Source organism: Algibacter lectus (assembly GCF_004368925.1).
Classification (GTDB): domain Bacteria; phylum Bacteroidota; class Bacteroidia; order Flavobacteriales; family Flavobacteriaceae; genus Algibacter; species Algibacter lectus.
This window is the reverse complement of sequence record NZ_SORL01000013.1, coordinates 156,548-176,495: the sequence shown is the minus strand read 5'-3', so window position 1 is coordinate 176,495 and position 19,948 is coordinate 156,548. Positions and strand designations below refer to the sequence as shown.

General features: G+C 33.5%; 17 protein-coding genes. 13 read left to right on the top strand and 4 right to left on the bottom strand.

The window, feature by feature from the left end; genetic code table 11:
- The first annotated feature begins 38 nt into the window (after positions 1-38).
- The 12 genes from DFQ06_RS17975 (at position 39) to DFQ06_RS17920 (ending at position 13,304) form a co-directional block, all read left to right on the top strand.
- Positions 39-3,230 carry a SusC/RagA family TonB-linked outer membrane protein gene (locus DFQ06_RS17975; RefSeq protein WP_133969235.1) on the top strand — a complete coding sequence of 1,064 codons (3,192 nt, stop codon included), beginning with the start codon at positions 39-41 and terminating at the stop codon, positions 3,228-3,230.
- Between the two features lie 40 nt (positions 3,231-3,270).
- Positions 3,271-4,713, top strand: coding sequence for a SusD/RagB family nutrient-binding outer membrane lipoprotein (locus tag DFQ06_RS17970; RefSeq protein ID WP_133969233.1), 1,443 nt, complete (start codon positions 3,271-3,273; stop codon positions 4,711-4,713).
- The gene (locus tag DFQ06_RS17965; RefSeq protein WP_162857688.1) at positions 4,706-6,049 is read left to right on the top strand and encodes an SLC5/6 family protein; all 1,344 of its coding nucleotides are present in this window, start codon (positions 4,706-4,708) and stop codon (positions 6,047-6,049) included. Before DFQ06_RS17970 ends, DFQ06_RS17965 begins: the two co-directional genes overlap by 8 nt.
- Entirely contained in the window at positions 6,034-6,864 is an 831-nt protein-coding gene (locus DFQ06_RS17960; RefSeq protein ID WP_042505162.1) for a metallophosphoesterase family protein, read from the top strand. The genes DFQ06_RS17965 and DFQ06_RS17960 overlap by 16 nt, the downstream gene beginning before the upstream one ends.
- Positions 6,865-6,916: 52 nt before the next feature.
- Positions 6,917-7,411 carry a rhodanese-like domain-containing protein gene (locus DFQ06_RS17955; RefSeq protein WP_133969231.1) on the top strand — a complete coding sequence of 165 codons (495 nt, stop codon included), beginning with the start codon at positions 6,917-6,919 and terminating at the stop codon, positions 7,409-7,411.
- Complete coding sequence (locus DFQ06_RS17950) at positions 7,404-8,033, top strand: TIGR04282 family arsenosugar biosynthesis glycosyltransferase (RefSeq protein WP_133969229.1); 630 nt, start codon at positions 7,404-7,406, stop codon at positions 8,031-8,033. Before DFQ06_RS17955 ends, DFQ06_RS17950 begins: the two co-directional genes overlap by 8 nt.
- Complete coding sequence (locus DFQ06_RS17945) at positions 8,026-8,838, top strand: purine-nucleoside phosphorylase (RefSeq protein WP_133969227.1); 813 nt, start codon at positions 8,026-8,028, stop codon at positions 8,836-8,838. Before DFQ06_RS17950 ends, DFQ06_RS17945 begins: the two co-directional genes overlap by 8 nt.
- 1 nt (position 8,839) lies before the next feature.
- Positions 8,840-9,043, top strand: coding sequence for a hypothetical protein (locus DFQ06_RS17940; RefSeq protein WP_042505168.1), 204 nt, complete (start codon positions 8,840-8,842; stop codon positions 9,041-9,043).
- Between the two features lie 71 nt (positions 9,044-9,114).
- On the top strand, positions 9,115-9,996 hold the full coding sequence (locus DFQ06_RS17935; protein ID WP_133969225.1) for a sterol desaturase family protein: 882 nt from the start codon (positions 9,115-9,117) through the stop codon (positions 9,994-9,996).
- Entirely contained in the window at positions 9,993-10,889 is an 897-nt protein-coding gene (locus DFQ06_RS17930; protein WP_133969223.1) for a DUF547 domain-containing protein, read from the top strand. Before DFQ06_RS17935 ends, DFQ06_RS17930 begins: the two co-directional genes overlap by 4 nt.
- Entirely contained in the window at positions 10,882-11,589 is a 708-nt protein-coding gene (locus tag DFQ06_RS17925; protein ID WP_042499220.1) for a TIGR04283 family arsenosugar biosynthesis glycosyltransferase, read from the top strand. The genes DFQ06_RS17930 and DFQ06_RS17925 overlap by 8 nt, the downstream gene beginning before the upstream one ends.
- Positions 11,590-11,780: 191 nt before the next feature.
- Positions 11,781-13,304, top strand: coding sequence for a carboxypeptidase-like regulatory domain-containing protein (locus DFQ06_RS17920; RefSeq protein WP_042499218.1), 1,524 nt, complete (start codon positions 11,781-11,783; stop codon positions 13,302-13,304).
- Positions 13,305-13,534: 230 nt separating this feature from the next.
- Here DFQ06_RS17920 and DFQ06_RS17915 read toward each other — a convergent pair whose 3' ends face one another.
- Positions 13,535-14,266 (bottom strand): metallophosphoesterase family protein, encoded by a 732-nt coding sequence (locus tag DFQ06_RS17915; protein ID WP_074939044.1) that lies wholly within the window; start codon positions 14,264-14,266, stop codon positions 13,535-13,537.
- Between the two features lie 195 nt (positions 14,267-14,461).
- On the opposite strand from DFQ06_RS17915, the gene DFQ06_RS17910 reads away from it, so the two are divergent.
- Positions 14,462-17,914, top strand: coding sequence for a pyruvate carboxylase (locus tag DFQ06_RS17910; RefSeq protein ID WP_133969221.1), 3,453 nt, complete (start codon positions 14,462-14,464; stop codon positions 17,912-17,914).
- A gap of 354 nt (positions 17,915-18,268) precedes the next feature.
- Here DFQ06_RS17910 and DFQ06_RS17905 read toward each other — a convergent pair whose 3' ends face one another.
- The 3 genes from DFQ06_RS17905 to DFQ06_RS17895 form a co-directional block, all read right to left on the bottom strand.
- Complete coding sequence (locus DFQ06_RS17905) at positions 18,269-18,862, bottom strand: hypothetical protein (RefSeq protein WP_074939040.1); 594 nt, start codon at positions 18,860-18,862, stop codon at positions 18,269-18,271.
- A 98-nt stretch (positions 18,863-18,960) separates the two neighbouring features.
- A complete protein-coding gene (locus DFQ06_RS17900; RefSeq protein WP_133969219.1) occupies positions 18,961-19,410 on the bottom strand; it encodes a hypothetical protein in 450 nt (149 codons plus the stop codon).
- Positions 19,411-19,480: 70 nt separating this feature from the next.
- Positions 19,481-19,669, bottom strand: coding sequence for a hypothetical protein (locus DFQ06_RS17895; RefSeq protein WP_042505178.1), 189 nt, complete (start codon positions 19,667-19,669; stop codon positions 19,481-19,483).
- Between the last annotated feature and the right edge of the window lie 279 nt (positions 19,670-19,948).

The following is a 19,948-nucleotide window of genomic DNA, read 5'->3' as shown; positions in this document are numbered from 1 at the left end:
AATCTTCCCGAAGGTTTATCTAACTTTTATTCAATTAAATGAAGCATATTTTACTATGCATGCTATTTACCATATACGGTATTACGCATGCACAAACGACGATAACTGGTCGTGTTACAGACAAGGAAAACAATGAGCCTTTACCCTTTGTAAATATAACTAGCAACACAACAGGTACAATTACCGACGAAAACGGAAATTACTCTATTGAAATTTCAACAGAAACAAAAACATTACAATTTTCATTTTTAGGGTATAAAACCGAAACAATTTCAACCGAAAACAAAACGATTATAAACGTTAGTTTAACCGAAGATGCCGCCGCGCTCAACGAAGTTGTTATAACCGCCTTAGGTATAAAACGAAATACCAAAGCGCTAGGTTATTCGGTACAAGCTATTAAATCTAAAAACTTAACAGAAGTAAAAACGGTTAATTTCCTGGATAACCTACAAGGCAAATTAGCAGGAGTTACCGTTACACAAGGCGCAACGGGAGTTGGATCTACCTCTAAAATCACTATTAGAGGCGAAGCATCTTTCTCTAATAACAATCCGCTTTTTGTTGTTGATGGCACGCCTATTAATAATGAAACCGTTTTTAATTTCACCAACCAAGCTGCGGCGGGTTTTCAAGAAATAGATTTTGGAAATGGCGCCATGGAAGTTAACCCAGACGATATAGAATCGGTTACTGTTTTAAAAGGCGCTAATGCTGCCGCACTTTATGGCACACGCGCTGCAAACGGTGTTATTGTCATAAAAACCAAAGACGGAAACAAGCAAAAAGGTTTTAGAGTGAGTTTAAATACATCGGTAACTTTAGATTCTGCTTTTAAACTTCCTGAATTTCAAAACACATACGGACAAGGACAATCTGGACAGTTTGAATTCGTAGATGGTTTAGGTGGTGGAACAAGTGATAACTTAACTTATTCTTGGGGACCAAAATTAGATGCAGGTATTTTAATCCCTCAATTTGATAGCCCCGTACAACTTCCTGATGGTAGTTTCGTAAGAGGAGGCGACACATCGTTATACAGCGGGTTACCTATAACTGCGACACCGTTTAACTCTAACCCAGACAATCTAAAAGACTTCTATAAAACAGGAGTTACTACCACGAATAACATTTCAATTTCAAATGGTTTTGATAATGGTAGCTATAGATTATCATTCACCGATTTAAGAAGTGAATCTATTATTCCGGGTGTAAATTTAGATCGCCAAACTGTTGCTACAAAACTCAATTTTAAACCTAGCGATAAAACGGAGATTAACAGTTCTTTTAGCTATGTAAACTCTAGCAGTGATAACAGACCATCTAATGGTTACGGTAGCGAAAACGTGAATTATTCTTTAGTGGCTTGGGGCCCACGTTCGCTCAACATCGATAATTTAAAAAACTATTGGCAGCCCGGTTTAGAAGGTGTGCAACAATATGCGTTTAACTATGCCTTTTTCGATAATCCTTATTTTATTTTATATGAAAACAAAAATGCTTTTCAGCGTGATCGAATTTTCGGGAATATTGCCATAAAACAGGAACTAACCAATCATTTAAGCGTGTCGCTTAGAACAGGTATGGATTACAGTAGTGAAACGCGCCAACTGATTAGAAACTTCAGTAGTAATCGTTTTCAAAATGGTGCTTATGCAGAACATGATGTTACATACAGAGAAGTTAATACCGATTTCTTAATTAATTACAACAACGAATTTGGCGATTTCTCTTTTGATTTTTCAGCTGGTGGTAATCGCTTAAATCAAACGGCATCTACCAAACAGTCGCAAACGGTTAATTTAGCGCAACCAAGAATTTTCAGTCTTAATAATGCTGCTTCTCCTATTGAAGTTTTTCAATTTAAAAGTAAAAAGCGCATTAATTCACTTTACAGTATTGCTAAATTAGGCTACAAAAACTATTTATACTTAGATGTTACCGGCAGAAACGATTGGTCTAGCGCATTAGCCACTCCCTTTTCTGTAGATGGAACATCGTTTTTCTACCCATCGGTTTCTACTAGTTTTATTTTATCTAATGTAGTAAAACTACCTCATGCCATATCTTTCGCAAAAATACGGGCGAGTCTTGCTCAAGTAGGAAATGATACCAGTCCATACCAAACCTCAGGAACGTTTGTTTCGCAAACCACTTTTAATGGTGAGCCGACTTTTAGTGATCAAAACTTTATACCTAACGCCAACTTAAAACCAGAACAAACCACAAGTTTTGAAATTGGTACAGACCTCCGTTTCTTTAAAGACCGATTAAGTTTCGATTTCACTTATTACAATGCAGATACTAAAGATCAAATTATTTCACTACCTATTGCAACCTCATCAGGCTATAATGAGCAAGTAGTAAACGGAGGAACTGTAAATAGTAAAGGTGTTGAAATTGTACTTGGCATAACACCAATTAAAACTAAAAATTTCACATGGCATTCTACCTTTAATTTTGCAACCAATAAATCTATCGTTAAAAATTTACCACAAAACGATGGCAGATTAACACTAGCTTTTAGCCGAATTTACGATAGCGCAAACCAAACTGTTTGGTTTCAAGTTGAAGAAGGTGGGCGTTTAGGTGATTTCTACGGAACGGGATATTCCAAAAATGAAAATGGTGAATTTATTATTAGTGATAGTGGCGATTTCATTGAAGATAACACCTTAAAAAAATTAGGTAATTACAATCCTGATTTCACTTTAGGTTGGCACAACAACTTCAACTACAAGAATTGGAATATGAGTTTCTTATTCGATTGGAGACAAGGCGGAGAAATTGTTTCACGAACTCGGGCTTTAGGAAACGTTGGCGGTCAATTATCCGAAACAGCATTTAGGCCAGAAGAAGGCATTGTAGCCCAAGGTGTAAATATCAATACAGGTTTACCCAACACCGTTGCCCTTACTGCTGAAAGTTATTACAGACAATTTTACAACAGAAATCACGAAGAAAATAATGTATATGATGCCTCCTTTCTAAAACTACGCCAATTTGCTTTGGGGTACAGTTTTAAACTAAACGAAGGAGTTCTAGGGCTTACTAACGGTGCCGCATTAACACTTTCTTTTACAGGAAATAATCTATTTGCTATTACTGAAAACCCACATTTCGATCCAGAACAACTTGCCGTACAAGGCAATGGTTTTGTTAATGGTGTTGAAGATTTAAGTTATGCCACAACCCGAAGTTTTGGTTTAAAAGTGGGCATTGATTTTTAAAAGCACATTTTCGTTTTAACGGAAATTAAAAATATTATTCATGAAAAACATACTATATATATTATCCTTTTTAAGTCTACTAACTATAGCTAGCTGTACGGACGACTTTCAAAATATTAACACAAACCCAAACGCGCCTGTTTCGGTACAACCAAGTTTATTGCTACGCCAAGTTATTTATAATTATGGTGAAGAAATGAGTTATGAAGGTTTTGTTGCTGGTGATTTATTATCGCAACACCGAACAGCCTTAGGTTTCAATTTATTCGACAGACATGCGCTTAAATCACCTCAATTAGGAGGCAACCCATGGTCTATATTTTACACCAATTTACGGGATAATGAAATTATTTTAAATCAGTCTAGAACCGTTGATGCTTTTACAGTTTACGAAGGCCCTGCACTTATTCTAAAAGCTTATTTCGCTGCCGGCTTAACCGATTTATTTGGTGATGTACCCTATTATGAAGCTTTCAATGGCACGACTATTACGGTAACACCAAGTTATGATAATCAAGAAGATATTTACCTAAGCGAAGGTGGTATTCTAGATAATCTAGACAAAGGTATTGCTGCAATTGAAAATTATACAGATGTTATTTCATTAGAAGGTGATATTTTATTCCATGGTGATTTACAAGGTTGGGTACGCTTTGCAAATTCCTTAAAAATTAAACACCTGATACGTATTTCGAATAAAGAAGATGTTTCTGCAGAATTACAAGCGATTTATGATGCTGATAATTACATCAAAGAAAATTCAGAAAACGCCATTTTCAACTTTACAAATTCTGATCCAAACAGCTTTAGATTGGCACAATTAAGAATTGGGGATTTCACAAACTTTGTGCTTTCTGAAACTATGGAAGATATCCTAATTGATTTGAATGACACCCGTATAAGCACTTTGTTCCAACCTTTTTCAAACTCAAAATCCAGTGAATTTAATGGGTTATTAAATGGTATTGATGCTACCTCAACATCACCAAAACTAGCAGACTACTCTTTAGCAGGAACCGCTTTTAGAGACGACACCTCAACTTTAGATGCTAATTTTATAACCGCTTGGGAAGTGCAATTTACTCTAGCCGAAGCTGCTGAAAAGAATTTAATTACAGCCGATGCAGAACAACTTTATAACCACGGTGTCGCTTTAGCTTTCGAATATTGGAACACAGCCTTACCAGTCAATTACCTCACAGAGCAAGCCGCTTATTATAATACAGACAAAACGCCTTTAGAACAAATAATAACTCAAAAATGGATTGCAAATATTATAAACGGGTATGAAGGTTGGATTGAATATAACCGAACCGGATTTCCTGAATTAAAAACAATTTCGGCTAGTTTAAACAATAACCTGATTCCTGTACGCATGCCTTACCCCGCAGAAGAAGAAACTTTAAATGCAGAACATTACGCAAAAGCCGCAATAAACACTGATAACAATAGTATTAACATACCCGTATGGTGGAATGAATAATATAGACACAATAACATGGCAATGGGGGTTAATTATAACATCGAGTTTGATATTATTTTTTTTATCGCCCTTTGCTAAAACAACAGATCAGTTTTTTAAAGCAACCAAAAGGTTAAAAAAACCAGGTACCGTAGTTTTAACCGGAAGCCTTATAATTTCTTGGATTTTTGCTAAAAGCATAACCAATGCAGCCAACCTTGGTTTGCAATTTGGTTTAGTTGGTGGTGTGGCCTATGCTGGGTATTATCTATCTTTTGCTGTGGCAGGTATTTTACTTTATCAATTAAGAGTTAAAGGTGGTTTTGAGAGTATTCACCACTTTTTAACTACAAAATTTGGAAAAGGTGCCATGGCCATTTTTTCAATTTTAATTGCTTTTAGACTTTTTAACGAAGTATGGAGCAACACCATGGTTATTGGCAGTTACTTTGGCGAAACAGGAAGTTCTCCATATTACTGGTCCATACTTCTATTTACGCTACTAACCTTAGCTTACGCTTTAAAAGGCGGATTGAGTAGTTCTATTTTTACCGACGTTATCCAAATGGGGTTATTTTCGGTATTACTATTCATTATTTTGTATCATATATTTTCAATCGAAGACTTTTCAACTCAAGATATTGTATCATCTGGAACATGGAGTTTTGAGCTAGGTTTAAACTTATTTTTCGCAGCCATCATTCAATCTTTTAGTTATCCATTTCACGATCCTGTTCTTACAGATAGAGCTTTTATCAGTTCCCCTAAAGTTACAAGAAGAAGCTTTTTAATCGCTAGTGTTTTGGGTGCGCTTTGCATTATTCTATTTAGTATCATTGGCGTTTATGCCCAAACTCAAAATATACAAGGGCAAGCCGCTGTAGAAGTCGGTAAAATATTTGGAGTATTCATTTTACTCATTATAAATTTCATTATGATTACCTCGGCTGCTTCTACTTTAGACTCTACGTTTTCATCCTTTTCAAAGTTATTATCCATTGATTTAAACTTAGGAAAAAATGTAACCTTCGGTCGTCTTTCTATGATAATCATAGCTGTTTTAGGCACAATTCCTGTGTTTTTAGATGCTGAAATATTATCGGCCACAACCATATCAGGAACTATGGTTATTGGTTTAACGCCAGTATTTCTATTCTGGAATATAGATGTTCCTAAAATAAGTTATTATCTCAGCGTAAGTTGTGGATTAGTTTTCGGTATCATTTTAGTATTAAACATATTCCCAGAATCACTCATTTTCACTCAAGGAAAATATGCCGATTTACTTTGGATTAATTTCTGGGGCGTTTTAAGTTGTATCACATTATATATTATTCCAAAATGGATAAAAAAATAGAAGAATTAGGTCAAATTTCTGGTAAAGTTTTACTTTTTGGAGGTGTTTACAGCAACCTTCAAGCCCTAGAAGCTCTAAAACAAATTGCCGAGAAAGAAAATATCCCGCCAGAGCGTTGTATCTGTACCGGAGATATTGTTGGTTATTGTGCACAGCCCGAAGAAACCGTACAGCTTTTTAAAATATGGAATGCCAAAAGTATTGCGGGTAATGTGGAAGTACAACTTAGCGAAGGCGCGACAGATTGTGGTTGCGATTTTAGAAAAGGATCTCGATGCGATGGATTTTCTCAACAATGGTATCCTTATGCACAAAGTAAACTTTCTAAAGATTCGCTAAGCTTCATTAGCTCCATACCCGATCATATTACGTTTAATTATGCGAACCGGAAGGTTTTAGTCGTTCATGGTTCTTTTGAAAATACATCAGAATTTATTTTCAAATCCACGCCTTGGGATGCCAAAGCACCAAGTTTTAACGGCAATGAATTTGATGTTGTTATTGGTGGTCATTGCGGATTACCTTTTCAAGATAAGCACGACAATAAACTATGGTTAAACCCAGGTGTTATTGGCATGCCTGCAAACGACGGAAGTCCAAATGTGTGGTATGCAATTTTAGACGATTCGCAAAACACATTCAGTTTTAAACATTATAGTTTAAATTACAATTACAGATTAACAAACAAACTCATGTTAAACGATTCGCTTCCAAAAGAATATGCAAGAACTATTGTTACCGGTATTTGGGACAACACCGAGATTTTACCAGCTATAGAAAGTGGCTTACAAGGTTTTGGAGTTCAGATTATTTAAATCAAAATCACCACCAAATGTAATTTTATTAAATTTGAGAGACTAAATCAACATGAAACAAAGCTTATTCTTATTATTAATTCTGCATGGGTTTTCTATGTTTGCTCAAAAATCAATTGACAAACTATTAAAACAATACAACGATAATAGTGTGCCTTACATAAGTGTACAGGAATTAGCTATGCCAAAAAACAATGCTATAATTCTCGATTCTAGAGAACTAGAAGAATATGAAACCAGCCACTTAAAAAATGCTATTCACGTTGGTTACGATCATTTTAAAATAGATAGTGTTTATAAAAAAGTACCGAATAAAGACACCAAAATAGTGGTGTATTGCTCCGTTGGTATTCGATCGGAATCCATTGCCGACAGTCTTAAAAAAGCAGGATATAAACATGTAGAAAATTTATACGGCGGTATTTTTCAATGGAAAAGCAATGATTTCCCCGTTTATAATAAACAAGAAAAAGAAACAGATAGTATCCATACCTTCAATAAAACATGGAGCAAGTGGTTACAAAAAGGAATAAAAGTATATGAATAAAGAACTCGTTATTGTTTTTGTAAAAAACATAAAACTAGGCAAAGTAAAAACCAGGCTTGCAGCTACAATTGGCAATCAAGGTGCTTTTGATGTGTATACCCAATTGGTAGACGTTACAGAAAAATCTATTAAAAATATTAGAGCAGATAAGCGAATTTATTTTTCTGAAGCGGTAGTAGAAAACACATGGAAAAACAACTTTAAAGCCGTACAACAAGGCGAAAGTTTAGGAGACCGTATGAGTCATGCTTTTAAACAAGGTTTTGAAGATGGCTATGATAGAATTGTACTAATTGGTTCCGATTTACCAGATATTACCGAGTCTCAAATTAACGCCGGATTACAAGCATTAAAGAGTAATGAAGTCGTTTTTGGCCCAGCTGAAGATGGTGGTTACTATCTTGTTGGTTTTTCTAAATTCCACGATTTTGTATTTCAAAACAAGCCATGGAGTCAAGATAATTTATTAGAAGAAACGCTTAACGAATTAAAAGAAAACCGAGTAAGTTTTAGTACTTTAGAGACCTTAAATGACATTGATACTTTTGAAGATTTAATAGCTTCAAAATTTTATCAGTCTAACACGGAATTACAAGAAAAACTAAAACAATTACATGATTAAATTTATAGAAGAAACGGTAGATTATTTAAGAGACAAAGGATTTGAAAAGCCAGAAATAGGTATTATTCTTGGCACGGGATTAGGCCAGCTTGTAAATGAAATAACCATCATAAAAGAAGTAAGCTATAATCACATTCCAAATTTCCCGACTGCTACAGTAGAGTTTCATAAAGGCAAACTAATTTATGGAGAATTAGAAGGCAAAAAGGTTATTATAATGCAAGGCCGTTTTCATATATACGAAGGTTACTCGTTACAAGATGTAACATATCCTGTGCGTATAATGGAAAAATTAGGCATAAAAACCTTATTGGTTTCTAATGCATCGGGCGCTATAAACTTAGATTACAAAAAGGGTGAACTTATGCTCATCGACGACCATTTAAATTTACAAGGTAGCTCGCCATTAGCGTTTAAAGGTGTAGAATTGCTAGGTGAACGTTTTGCTGACATGAGTCTACCCTACGATGTTGCTATTAACAACAAATTTAAAGCCATTGCTAAAGCTAACAACATAAAACTTCACGAAGGTGTTTACGCCAGTGTAGTTGGACCGCAATTAGAAACACGCGCAGAATACCGCATGTTAAAAATTCTTGGTGCCGATGCTGTTGGTATGAGCACCGTTCCAGAAATTATTGTTGCTAACCATTTAGGCTTAAAAGCTGCAGCTATTTCGGTACTAACCGATGAGTGCGACCCAAACAACTTACAACCTGTAGATATTAGTGAAATTATAGCTATGGCTGCCAAAGCTGAACCAGAAATGATTACACTTTTTAAAGAATTGATAAAAACACTCTAAATTGAAAATATTAATCCCCGTAATTATACTCGCTTTATCCATATATAAAGTACTAACTAGCTTTCTATTAGACGAAAAATACGGCGTACTTTTCGATATAAAAATAAACATTTGGCTTTATAGAGGTATATGGATTATAGCTGGTGTATCATTTGCTTATAATTTATTTAAAATATACAAAGACAAAAAGCAATTTGGCATATAGTTGCCTTTAATGCTCTGTTTGAAATGAGTTTGATTTACTTTAATAATCAAGATTAGATTATTTAGTTTTATATGAATAAATACCTAGACATAATAAAAAACGCCTATTCTGGTTATTGGAATTATCTTAAAAACGAGATTCTCTTTCAAAACAACTGGGATAATTATTTTTATGGCTTAATAGCCATTTCTCTTATTGTTTGGGTATTAGAAATTGTTTTTCCTTGGCGGAAAAATCAATCTATTTTTAGAAAAGACTTTTGGTTAGATACGTTTTACATGTTCTTCAATTTCTTTCTTTTAAACCTCATTATTTTAATGGCCCTCTCTAATACGGCCGCAGAGTTTTTAAATGATACTCTAAAAATGATAGGCTTATCTCTAAAAGATTTGCAGATTTTTGATGCTGAAGATTTACCAAAATGGCTCGGATTGATTATTTTCTTTCTAGTTTCTGATTTTGTGCAATGGAACACACATAGATTACTGCACCGTTTTGAATTCTTTTGGAATTTCCATAAAGTCCATCATTCAGTAAAAGAAATGGGCTTTGCCGCACACCTCCGTTATCATTGGATGGAGCCAGTGGTTTACAAATCGTTACTCTATATTCCTTTAGCATTAATAGCCAATTACAGCGCGCAAGATGTTGCTATTGTTTATTTTTTCAGTATTGCTATTGGTCATTTAAATCACGCCAATTTAGGTTGGGATTATGGTATTTTAAAATACGTGTTTAACAACCCCAAAATGCACATTTGGCACCATGTTAAAAGCTTACCAAACGATGTTAGGTTTGGTGTTAATTACGGACTAACGTTAAGTATTTGGGACTACATTTTTAAAACCGACTATATCCCTCACGATGGTAGAGATATTGAATTAGGTTTTGAGGATGATGAGAAGTTCCCGAAAGATTTTTTAAGTCAAGAACTTTATCCGTTAAAAAAATGAAATATTTAATTTACTTCAGTTTTAGTTTTTTTTTGCTCGCTTGCAGCGCTAATAAAGCTGTTACCAAAGCACCAGAACAAACCACTCCTTCTACCCTACCAGCAGTAAACACTGAACCGGAAAAAATAGAAGAAACAAAACTTATTAAAGAAAGTAGCGAAGCAGAAACTCCTGCTATAAACACTCCCCAAGAAACAGTAAGCCAAACCGATATTATTGAAGAAACTACTAAAAGAGAAATAGTAGCTACTCACATATTATGGAATGACTTATTACAAAAACATGTTTCGGGTGCTGGACAGGTAAACTACAAAGCCTTTAAAACGGATAAAGCGAAACTACTGAGTTATATACAAGGTTTAAACCTTATTTATACTGACGCTAGCTTTACATCACTTTCTAGAGAAGAAACACTTGCCTTTTGGATAAATGCATACAATGCACTAACGGTAGATTTAATTCTAAAAAACTACCCTTTAAAAAGTATAAAAGATATTGATAAACCATGGGATCAACGTTTTTGGAAACTAGGAGACAAATGGTTTAATTTAAGTGATATTGAGCATGAAATATTACGTAAAATGGACGAACCACGTATTCATTTTGCTATAGTTTGTGCCTCCGTGTCTTGTCCTAAACTACAAAACACTGCCTTTACTGCTTCAAATCTAGAAACTCAACTTACCAACGCTACTAAAGAGTTTTTAAGTGACTCGGAACGTAACGAACTTTCGGAAAACAGCATTAAAATCTCAAAAATATTTCAGTGGTTTTCTAAAGATTTTAAACAAGATGGAGACATCATAGACTTTCTAAACCAATACAGTAACTTAGACATTTCCGCGAAAGCGAAAAAAAGCTACAAAGACTATAACTGGAATTTAAATGAATAAAATCTCCATTATAATTCCTGTTTTAAATGAAGCTGAGACGATTGAAAACTTGTTGTTTCATCTTATAGATTGTTCTGCTTTAAACAATATTTCAGAAATTATTGTGGTCGATGGTGGCAGTACCGATGGCACGATACCAATAATTAAAAACTTAGGATTAAATATTAAAGTTTTAAACTCTGAAAAAGGTCGTGCCAAACAAATGAATCTTGGAGCAAGTGAGGCTAACGGTAATATTCTATACTTTCTACATGCCGATTCTTTCCCGCCAAATAGATACGATCAACTTATATTATCGGCTATAGAAAACGGCAACGCTTCTGGTTGTTTTAAAATGAAATTTGACTCCAACCATTGGTGGTTAAAATTAGCGAGTTGGTTTACGCAGTTTAATTGGCAAGTGTGTCGAGGTGGCGACCAGAGCTTATTTATTACACATGCTCTTTTTAAAGATATTGGTGGCTTTGATGAAAATTTCACCATTTACGAAGACAATGATTTTATTTCCAAATTATACCAACGCAAGCAATTTGTTGTGCTGCAAGACTGGCTAACAACCTCAGCTAGAAAATACAACAATCATGGTATCTTCAACCTTCAATTTCATTTCTGGGCCATTCATTTAAAAAAGCGCCTTGGTGCTTCTCCAGAAAAACTAAACCACTACTACTTAAAGCATATTGCAGCACAGAATAATTAGGTAAATTCATTTTTAATTGCTTCTAATTTCATTTTTTATTTCAAAATAAAATAAGGTTAAATTCTGTTATACCATCTTGTTTAACAGAGTTTTAATACCGTGTTAAAAACTTATAAAATTCACTTAAAGAAAAATTAAATGTTACAAATGGTTCGGTAATTCGTCTACTTTTATAAGAAACAACAAGATACATGAAACATTTCTACATTTTTATTGCCATCGGTTTACTATCAATTTACAGCCACTCACAAGAATCGCTTAGTGCCAAAATTTTAGATTCTCTTACGCAAGAACCTATTCCGTATGCTACTATTTCTATTAATGATAACTCCGGTGTTATTAGTAACGCTAATGGCGATTTTCTTATTTATTTAAATAAAAAATCGGGCAAGAAAGATTCTTTAAAAATTAGATGTTTAGGTTACGAAACCAAACAATTTCTTGCTAAAAACTTTAAAGACAGCATTGTTTTTCTAAGCACAAAAGCCATGGAATTAGATGAAGTTTTAGTTTCTAACAAAAATTATACTCCAGAGGAAATTATTGAAAAAGTACAAGAAAACTTAGCAAACAATTATGATTATAATTTTATTAAAAGAAAATTATTTTATCGCGCTTCATCATTTCAAAATTTAATAAAAAGTGATGTTGAGGTTAACGAATCGACTATTCCTGAATTTAATCAACAATTTATAGATAGTTTAATTGCTGCCATACCGAAAAACGCAGACGATTACACTGAGCTTCTAGCAAACTCATACGGCATACCAGGTAAAAAGGATAAGCAAAAAATAGATATTATTAAGGCTTCTCATCTATATGATAAAAGCGCAGAAATGAGTTTTGAGACCTACGAAGAAAAACTAAATACTATTTTAAAAGAAAATGTAAAACGTGATTCATATTTCAAAATTAAATCGGGCTTATTTGGCGTAAAAACAGATATAGACTCTACTGCCTTTGATTACGGTGAGCAAAAGGAAGAGGTTGAAAAAACCGAAGCTATGCTCGCAGAAGAAAAAAAGAAAGAAGCTGAGCGCAAAAAAGATTTTGCTAATTACCGTAAATCGGCTATTGCGAGACTTGAGCATGGTAGTTTTATTTTTGAAGACAGCGATTTAAACTTTTTAGAAAAACAAAATCGTTTTGAATTTAAAGTGGAAGATTATAGTTTTTTAAATGATGAGTTCGTTTATAAAATAACTTTTACACCAAAACGAAAAGAAGATTTCAAAGGAACAATTTATGTAAACACTGATGATTTTGCGATTGTTAGAATAGATTATGAAAACGTAAAAGTGCTTAATAGTTTTAAATTATTTGGCTTATCGCACACAAGAAACCTAAAAAAAGGAACGCTTATTTATTCTAAAAACGAAGCCGAGAAATATACTTTAAAATATGCCGAAGTTGAAGAAGGCAGCCAATTTGGAATTAAACGGCCATTAACCATTATTGAAAAAAACAAACACGTTAAAGGCAGACGTAAACAAAACGAATTGGATACTGATATTCATTTTATAATGGCCATTAAGGAAAAAAGCGAATTAGTTGTTTTTGAAAACGAACAAATAACAGAAGTTGCTTTTAACGACTTTAAAGAAAAACCAGAAGTAAAACCCGTGTATTTACCAAAATACGATCCGGAATTTTGGAAAGGTTATAATGTTATTGAGCCTAACCAAGCTATTAAAGATTTTAAAAGTTTAGAGTAAAAAAATAAAAATCTTTTTGTCATGTCGACAAAGGAAACATCTCATGAGGAATTAAAACCACCGTTATGTGTTGTCTCCTTTGTCGACATGACTTTTATAACAAATAACAGAACTATATACTGCAATGTTCTTCGCTGTTGATTTCTTCTACATTTATAATGAAAGTCAATATTATGCGATGTCTCCTTTGTCGGCATAACATAACTATTTTTCAAAAAAGGGTGTAATAACTAATCCTTATTACGTCCCTTTTCATTTGGGTATAAGGTGTAAACAGGATCACTTTGTAAAAACGTTTTAGTTTCAATATCCATACCTGTAATTCTACCTTTAAAAGCCGCTCCGGTATCTACATTCCAGATGTTTATAGCATTCATAGGAATATCACATTTAAAATTAGTTGTTGGTGTGTGCCCTATATAAATTTCATGATAATGTTTTAATCTATTTGGGTAGAAATACGATTTAGTATCTAAGTTATTATCCATGGCCAAAGCAAGTTCCCAAAGTGTTCTATCGAAATATAGCGTAGGTTTATGCACTTCTTTCTCTACGCCATGCATAGATGTAAATCCGGCGTGCAAAAACAATCGATTTTGATCGTCTAAATGATATAATTTAAGTTTTCTAAAGAAGGCAAGATGCTCTTTCTTTTCTTCATCTGAAAAATCATCATAACTCGCCATCGTTTCCATACCTCCATGTATATACCACGTCATGTTCACCTCTCCAGTTTCCAACCATTCTTCACACCAAACATCATGATTTCCTCTAATAAAAACACATTCTATTTTTTGTGACAATTCAATTAAAAACTGCACAACCTGAGCCGACTCACTCCAACCATCTACATAGTCACCCATAAAAATAAGTTCATCTTCATCTCTAACCTCTAACTTATTTAAAAGTTGAACCAAACCTTTTAACCCACCGTGAATATCTCCAATTGCTATTGTACGCATGTATTTTCCTTTTTAAGCAAAGCTAACGGAATATAAATTATTTAAAAAATTGTAAGATTAAATTTAGATTAAAAATTATCTAACGGTTTTCTACCTAAAACTCTTGTTTTGTATTAATTATAAGGCATATCAAAGAAATATATTACAAATAATTTAGCTATATTTAATACCAAACAAACTAAACACGAAACTACCTTGAAAATAAAAAAAATATTAGTAGCCAATAGAGGTGAAATTGCAATTAGAATTTTTAGAGCTTGTACCGAAATAAGCATAAAAACAGTAGGAATTTATACTTTTGAAGACCGCTACTCTTTACACCGATACAAAGCAGACGAATCTTACCAAATTGGAGAAGACAACGAGCCTTTAAAACCATATTTAAATATTGATGCTATTATAAAAATAGCATTAAAAAATGGAGCCGATGCCATACATCCTGGCTATGGTTTTTTATCTGAAAATGCTGATTTCGCTCAAGCTTGTGAAGATAACGGCATTATTTTTATTGGTCCGAAAGTTTCTGTTTTAAAAGCTTTAGGTGATAAAATCACAGCCAAAACAGTGGCTGTAGAAAACAATATTCCTATTATTCAAAGTAATGAAAAACCTTTGACAGATATTAATGTAGCACTTTCCGAAGCAACAAAAATAGGTTACCCAATTATGCTAAAAGCGGCTTCTGGCGGTGGTGGTCGTGGTATGCGCGTTATTAGAAAAGAAGACGAACTTAAAGGAGCTTTTAATGAAAGTAAACGCGAAGCCTTAAATGCTTTTGGAGACGATACCGTTTTTCTTGAAAAATTTGTAGAAAACCCTAAGCATATCGAAATTCAAATTGTTGCCGATAGCTATGGCAATACCGTGCATTTATTTGAGCGCGATTGCTCCGTACAAAGACGCTACCAAAAGGTAATCGAGTTTGCTCCATCATACGGTTTAAAAGATGAAACCAAACAAGCCCTATACAATTACGCCATTAAAATTTGTAAAGCCGTAAACTATAATAACATTGGTACGGTTGAGTTTTTAGTAGACGATGATGATTCTATTTACTTTATTGAAGTAAACCCGCGTGTACAAGTAGAGCACACCGTTACGGAGGTTATTACAAACATCGATTTAATAAAAACACAAATATTTATTGCTGGCGGTTATAAACTGGCCGATGAGCAAATAAAAATACCAAATCAAGAATCTATTCAAATAAACGGTTATGCGTTGCAATGCCGAATTACAACCGAAGACCCACAAAATGATTTTAAACCCGATTACGGCACGGTATCTGCCTACAGGAGCGCTTCTGGTTTTGGTATTCGCTTAGATGCCGGAAGTATTTATCAAGGTGCTACTATTTCGCCATTTTTTGATTCTATGCTAGTTAAAGTAACAGCGAATAGTAGAACGTTAGATGGTGCAAGTAGAAAAATACGTAGAGCCTTGGCAGAGTTTAGAATTCGCGGTGTAAAAACCAATATGCCTTTTCTAGACAATATTTTAAAACATGATACTTTTAGGCAAGGTAAGGTTACTGTTAACTTTATTAAAGCCAATCCGGATTTATTCATATTTAAAGCACCTAGAAATAGAGCTACAAAACTCATTACTTATTTAGGTGATGTTATTGTAAACGGAAATCCTGATGTTAAAAAAATAGATCATTCTAAAACGTTTATAAAACCAAAAGTTCCAAAATTTGATCCAGATGCTCGTTTTCCTGAAGGCACAAAGGATTTGCTTTCAAAACTTGGTCCTGAAAAATTTTCTCAATGGTTAATGAATGAAAAAAAAGTTCATTTTACCGATACTACCATGCGCGATGCACACCAAAGTTTATTAGCCACGCGTATGCGAACTTACGATATGCTAAAGGTTGCCGAAGGTTATGCCAAAAATCATCCTGATATTTTTAGTCTGGAAGTTTGGGGTGGCGCCACCTTTGATGTTTGCTTACGTTTTTTACAAGAAAACCCATGGGAACGTTTACGTATGCTACGTAAATCGATGCCAAACCTTTTACTACAAATGCTTATTCGCGGATCTAATGGTGTGGGCTACAAAGCATATTCTGATAATTTAATTGGTGAATTTGTAGAACAAGCTTGGGAAAATGGCGTGGATGTTTTTAGAATTTTCGATTCACTTAACTGGATGAAATCTCTTGGTCCATGTATCGAGCATGTACGCACGAGAACAAACGGTTTAGCCGAAGGTTCTATTTGCTACACCAATGATATTTTAAATCCAGAAAACACAAAATACAACTTAAAATATTACGTTAATCTCGCCAAAGAAATTGAAAATGCAGGCGCACATATTTTAGGCGTGAAAGATATGGCTGGTTTACTAAAACCTTATGCAGCCTACGAATTAATTTCAGCATTAAAATCTGAACTTAAAATCCCTATCCATTTACATACACATGATACCTCATCAATACAATCTGCCACTTATTTAAAAGCTATTGAAGCTGGTGTAGATGTTGTAGATGTGGCACTTGGTGGTTTATCCGGATTAACATCTCAACCAAACTTTAACTCCGTGGTAGAGATGATGAAGTTTCAAGATAGAGCCAGCAGTATAAATATTGATTCTCTAAATGAATATTCTAACTATTGGGAAACCGTAAGAGATTATTATTACCCATTTGAATCGGGTTTAAAAGCCGGATCTGGCGAAGTCTTTAAACATGAAATTCCTGGCGGACAATATTCAAACTTAAAACCACAAGCACAAGCATTAGGTTTAGAAAGTCGTTTTCATGAAATTACTAAAATGTACGGCGAAGTAAACACCCTTTTTGGTGATATTGTAAAAGTAACACCGAGCTCCAAAGTAGTTGGAGATATGGCACAATACTTAGTGAGCAACAATTTAACAATACAAGATGTTATTGAGCGCGGCGATAGTATTTCGTTTCCACAATCGGTTGTAGATTTATTTAAAGGCGAACTTGGCCAACCTGTTGGCGGTTTCCCGGAAGCGTTGCAAAAATTAATTTTAAAAGACCAAAAACCTTATACGGACAGACCAAATGCGCATATTCCGCCATTAGATCTAGATCAGGAATACAAGGATTTCAAAAAAATATTTGAACACGATTTAAGCAGAACTATAGATTATACCGATTTTCTATCTTATCAACTCTACCCTAAGGTTTTTACAGATGCTTTCAATAAGCATTTAAAATACGATAACCTCATGAATTTACCGACCAAGAATTTTTTCTACGGAATGGAAATTGGTGAAGAAACCATTGTTGAGCTCGATAAAGGAAAAACGTTACTTATTACTTTAGATTCCATAGGTAAAGCTAATGAAGATGGTATTGTAACCGTTTATTTTAAAGTGAATGGCCAAGGTCGAAGTGTTGAAATAAAAGACACCGCTATCAAAGTTGATAAAGTTGAAAACATGAAAGCCGATAAAAACGATGATAACGAAATTGGAGCGCCATTACAAGGTATGCTTTCTACTATTTTGGTTAAAAAAGGCGAAAAAGTGAGTAAAAATCAGCCATTATTTATTATTGAAGCCATGAAAATGGAAACAACAATTACAGCAAATACCGATGCTACCGTTAAGAAAATTGTTTTAAAAACTGGCTATATGGTAAACTCAGAAGATCTTGTTGTTGTTCTAGAATAAACACAACATTATATATTATACTATTTATTACGATTGGAATACACGCTTTTTAACACTGAAAAGTTGTTTTAATTTTTGAGAAAAACTAACATCCGTATTTGTTTGTTTACTCGTTTTTGAAATTGAACTCTTTTCTTCGTGTAATACTTGATAACATTGGTAAGCTTGAGATATAAACATAATATTAAGATTTGGACTTGTTCTTTTTTGCAATATTTTACACTACAAAGGTATAGTCATCATCCATTTTTTAAAACACTGAAATTGATGTATTTGTATGCTTATTTATCTGTTAATTTTGCATCATTTTGGGGTAAAATCAATGTGTTGTGTATTATAGAAATCATATTTTTTTTAAGGCCTTAACAACCCAATCATTTGTCCTACTCCTATTCCAAAATATGTACGGTCTTTATTTATTTGCACCATAGGAGAAATTGTTAACCCATAATACCTCGTAAACGGAAATTCTATTTTAGGATTAAGAATTAAACTCAATGTATTTTGAGCTTTATAGTTCCATGTATAATTCTCTACAAAAAAAGTATCAGATTTTGTTTGCCAATTCTCAGGTTCTCTTATCGTAGTGTAAGCTACTCCAACAGACATATTAACCCTAATGGTACCGCTTTCATTGAGCTTATAGATTTTCCCAACGCCTATTTTATAGTTCTCCATTTGGTCATGAGGATTAGCCAAACCAAAAGAAAACACTCCGACTATTCCCGAAGAATAATCACTGGGCTGTGATTTAGGCTTGCGAATGTTACCCGTATATCCAATTATAAATGAATACTTTTCTTTATAAACATAATTTAAATTTAAATCAACACCAATGTAATTTCCAAAATTTAATTCACCTGATGAATAAAAGGCTTTATTACCGAAGAATTGAGCACTCACAAAATTGCAACTAATCAGGCTTATTATAATTATATATCGTTCCATAAATTTACCCAAGATACTATTTTTATAAAATTCAAAAATCAGTTCAACCTAATTTTTTCCAATAACATTTATTTAGACAACTACTTAGGAAATAGTTTCTAATCCACAAGTATTTTATAAATACCAGTTTCAGCATCCAATTCAAATTCAGCATCTATAATCGTGATTGCGTTGTATTCTGTATAACTACAGCACTCACCCATTTTTCTTTCGGCATCCACATAAAGATTAAAAATTTCATGACCCGAAATACTCACTTTTAAATTTACAATTTCTGTATCCCAACCTATTGAACCAATTTGAATTTGATTTATATTATCTTCTGAAATAAACACAAACTCAATACGTTCATTATCATTCAAACGGTCTGTTATTTCGATATCACCAGCCACATAGGTACCATTCGTAAATACGTTTTCGCCACTCGCTTTGTCTACAATTTCGAAAATAAAACTATTAGGTGGCGTAAAGCAATCTCCACAATCATCGCTTTTACAACTTTGGAAAATTAATGTAACGCATACTAAAAGTAAATAGAAGTTTTTCATCAGAATTAGATTTTGCTTTGTAGATGAAATTTTGACAAAAAGGTTGCGTTTGGATGTTTATTAAATTAGCCTACACAACATCGCTATTTTGTTTATTCTTCTTAAAAACCTTAAAGATCAAAGCTACATTAATAATGAATGCAGGAATTACAAAAACATCTTTAATGGTATTAACACTTAGCACATCATACTCTAAAAACACCATAGAAAGAAAAATAATAATTGTCGAAATGATTAATCCTGTTTTTATATAATTCATATTTATTTGTTTTTATTAAATTTTGATTCCGTATTTAAAGTGAATATTATAGATGCTAAAATAATTAACGATGAAAAAATCAAAAGCCAATATTCGTTGGGGTCTGAAATGTTTGAAAAATCAATATTTAATATACCCAAAACGCAAGAGGCTATTACAAATATTGAAGCTAAATTTCTTTTTATCATTTTTCGAGAGTATTAAAAAGTTTAAAGTATAATAACGTTTACGTAACAAAATAACAACGACCTTTGATTAAGCACAAAACCACAATTATTT

Excerpts from the sequence above, each read along its gene's own strand:
- DFQ06_RS17935 (WP_133969225.1), top strand. The coding sequence starts at position 9,115 with ATGAATAAATACCTAGACATAATAAAAAACGCCTATTCTGGTTATTGG.
- DFQ06_RS17925 (WP_042499220.1), top strand. The coding sequence starts at position 10,882 with ATGAATAAAATCTCCATTATAATTCCTGTTTTAAATGAAGCTGAGACG.
- DFQ06_RS17960 (WP_042505162.1), top strand. The coding sequence starts at position 6,034 with ATGGATAAAAAAATAGAAGAATTAGGTCAAATTTCTGGTAAAGTTTTA.
- DFQ06_RS17975 (WP_133969235.1), top strand. The coding sequence starts at position 39 with ATGAAGCATATTTTACTATGCATGCTATTTACCATATACGGTATTACG.
- DFQ06_RS17930 (WP_133969223.1), top strand. The coding sequence starts at position 9,993 with ATGAAATATTTAATTTACTTCAGTTTTAGTTTTTTTTTGCTCGCTTGC.
- DFQ06_RS17970 (WP_133969233.1), top strand. The coding sequence starts at position 3,271 with ATGAAAAACATACTATATATATTATCCTTTTTAAGTCTACTAACTATA.
- DFQ06_RS17945 (WP_133969227.1), top strand. The coding sequence starts at position 8,026 with ATGATTAAATTTATAGAAGAAACGGTAGATTATTTAAGAGACAAAGGA.
- DFQ06_RS17950 (WP_133969229.1), top strand. The coding sequence starts at position 7,404 with ATGAATAAAGAACTCGTTATTGTTTTTGTAAAAAACATAAAACTAGGC.
- DFQ06_RS17915 (WP_074939044.1), bottom strand. The coding sequence starts at position 14,266 with ATGCGTACAATAGCAATTGGAGATATTCACGGTGGGTTAAAAGGTTTG.
- DFQ06_RS17905 (WP_074939040.1), bottom strand. The coding sequence starts at position 18,862 with ATGGAACGATATATAATTATAATAAGCCTGATTAGTTGCAATTTTGTG.
- DFQ06_RS17955 (WP_133969231.1), top strand. The coding sequence starts at position 6,917 with ATGAAACAAAGCTTATTCTTATTATTAATTCTGCATGGGTTTTCTATG.
- DFQ06_RS17900 (WP_133969219.1), bottom strand. The coding sequence starts at position 19,410 with ATGAAAAACTTCTATTTACTTTTAGTATGCGTTACATTAATTTTCCAA.
- DFQ06_RS17920 (WP_042499218.1), top strand. The coding sequence starts at position 11,781 with ATGAAACATTTCTACATTTTTATTGCCATCGGTTTACTATCAATTTAC.
- DFQ06_RS17895 (WP_042505178.1), bottom strand. The coding sequence starts at position 19,669 with ATGAATTATATAAAAACAGGATTAATCATTTCGACAATTATTATTTTT.
- DFQ06_RS17965 (WP_162857688.1), top strand. The coding sequence starts at position 4,706 with ATGAATAATATAGACACAATAACATGGCAATGGGGGTTAATTATAACA.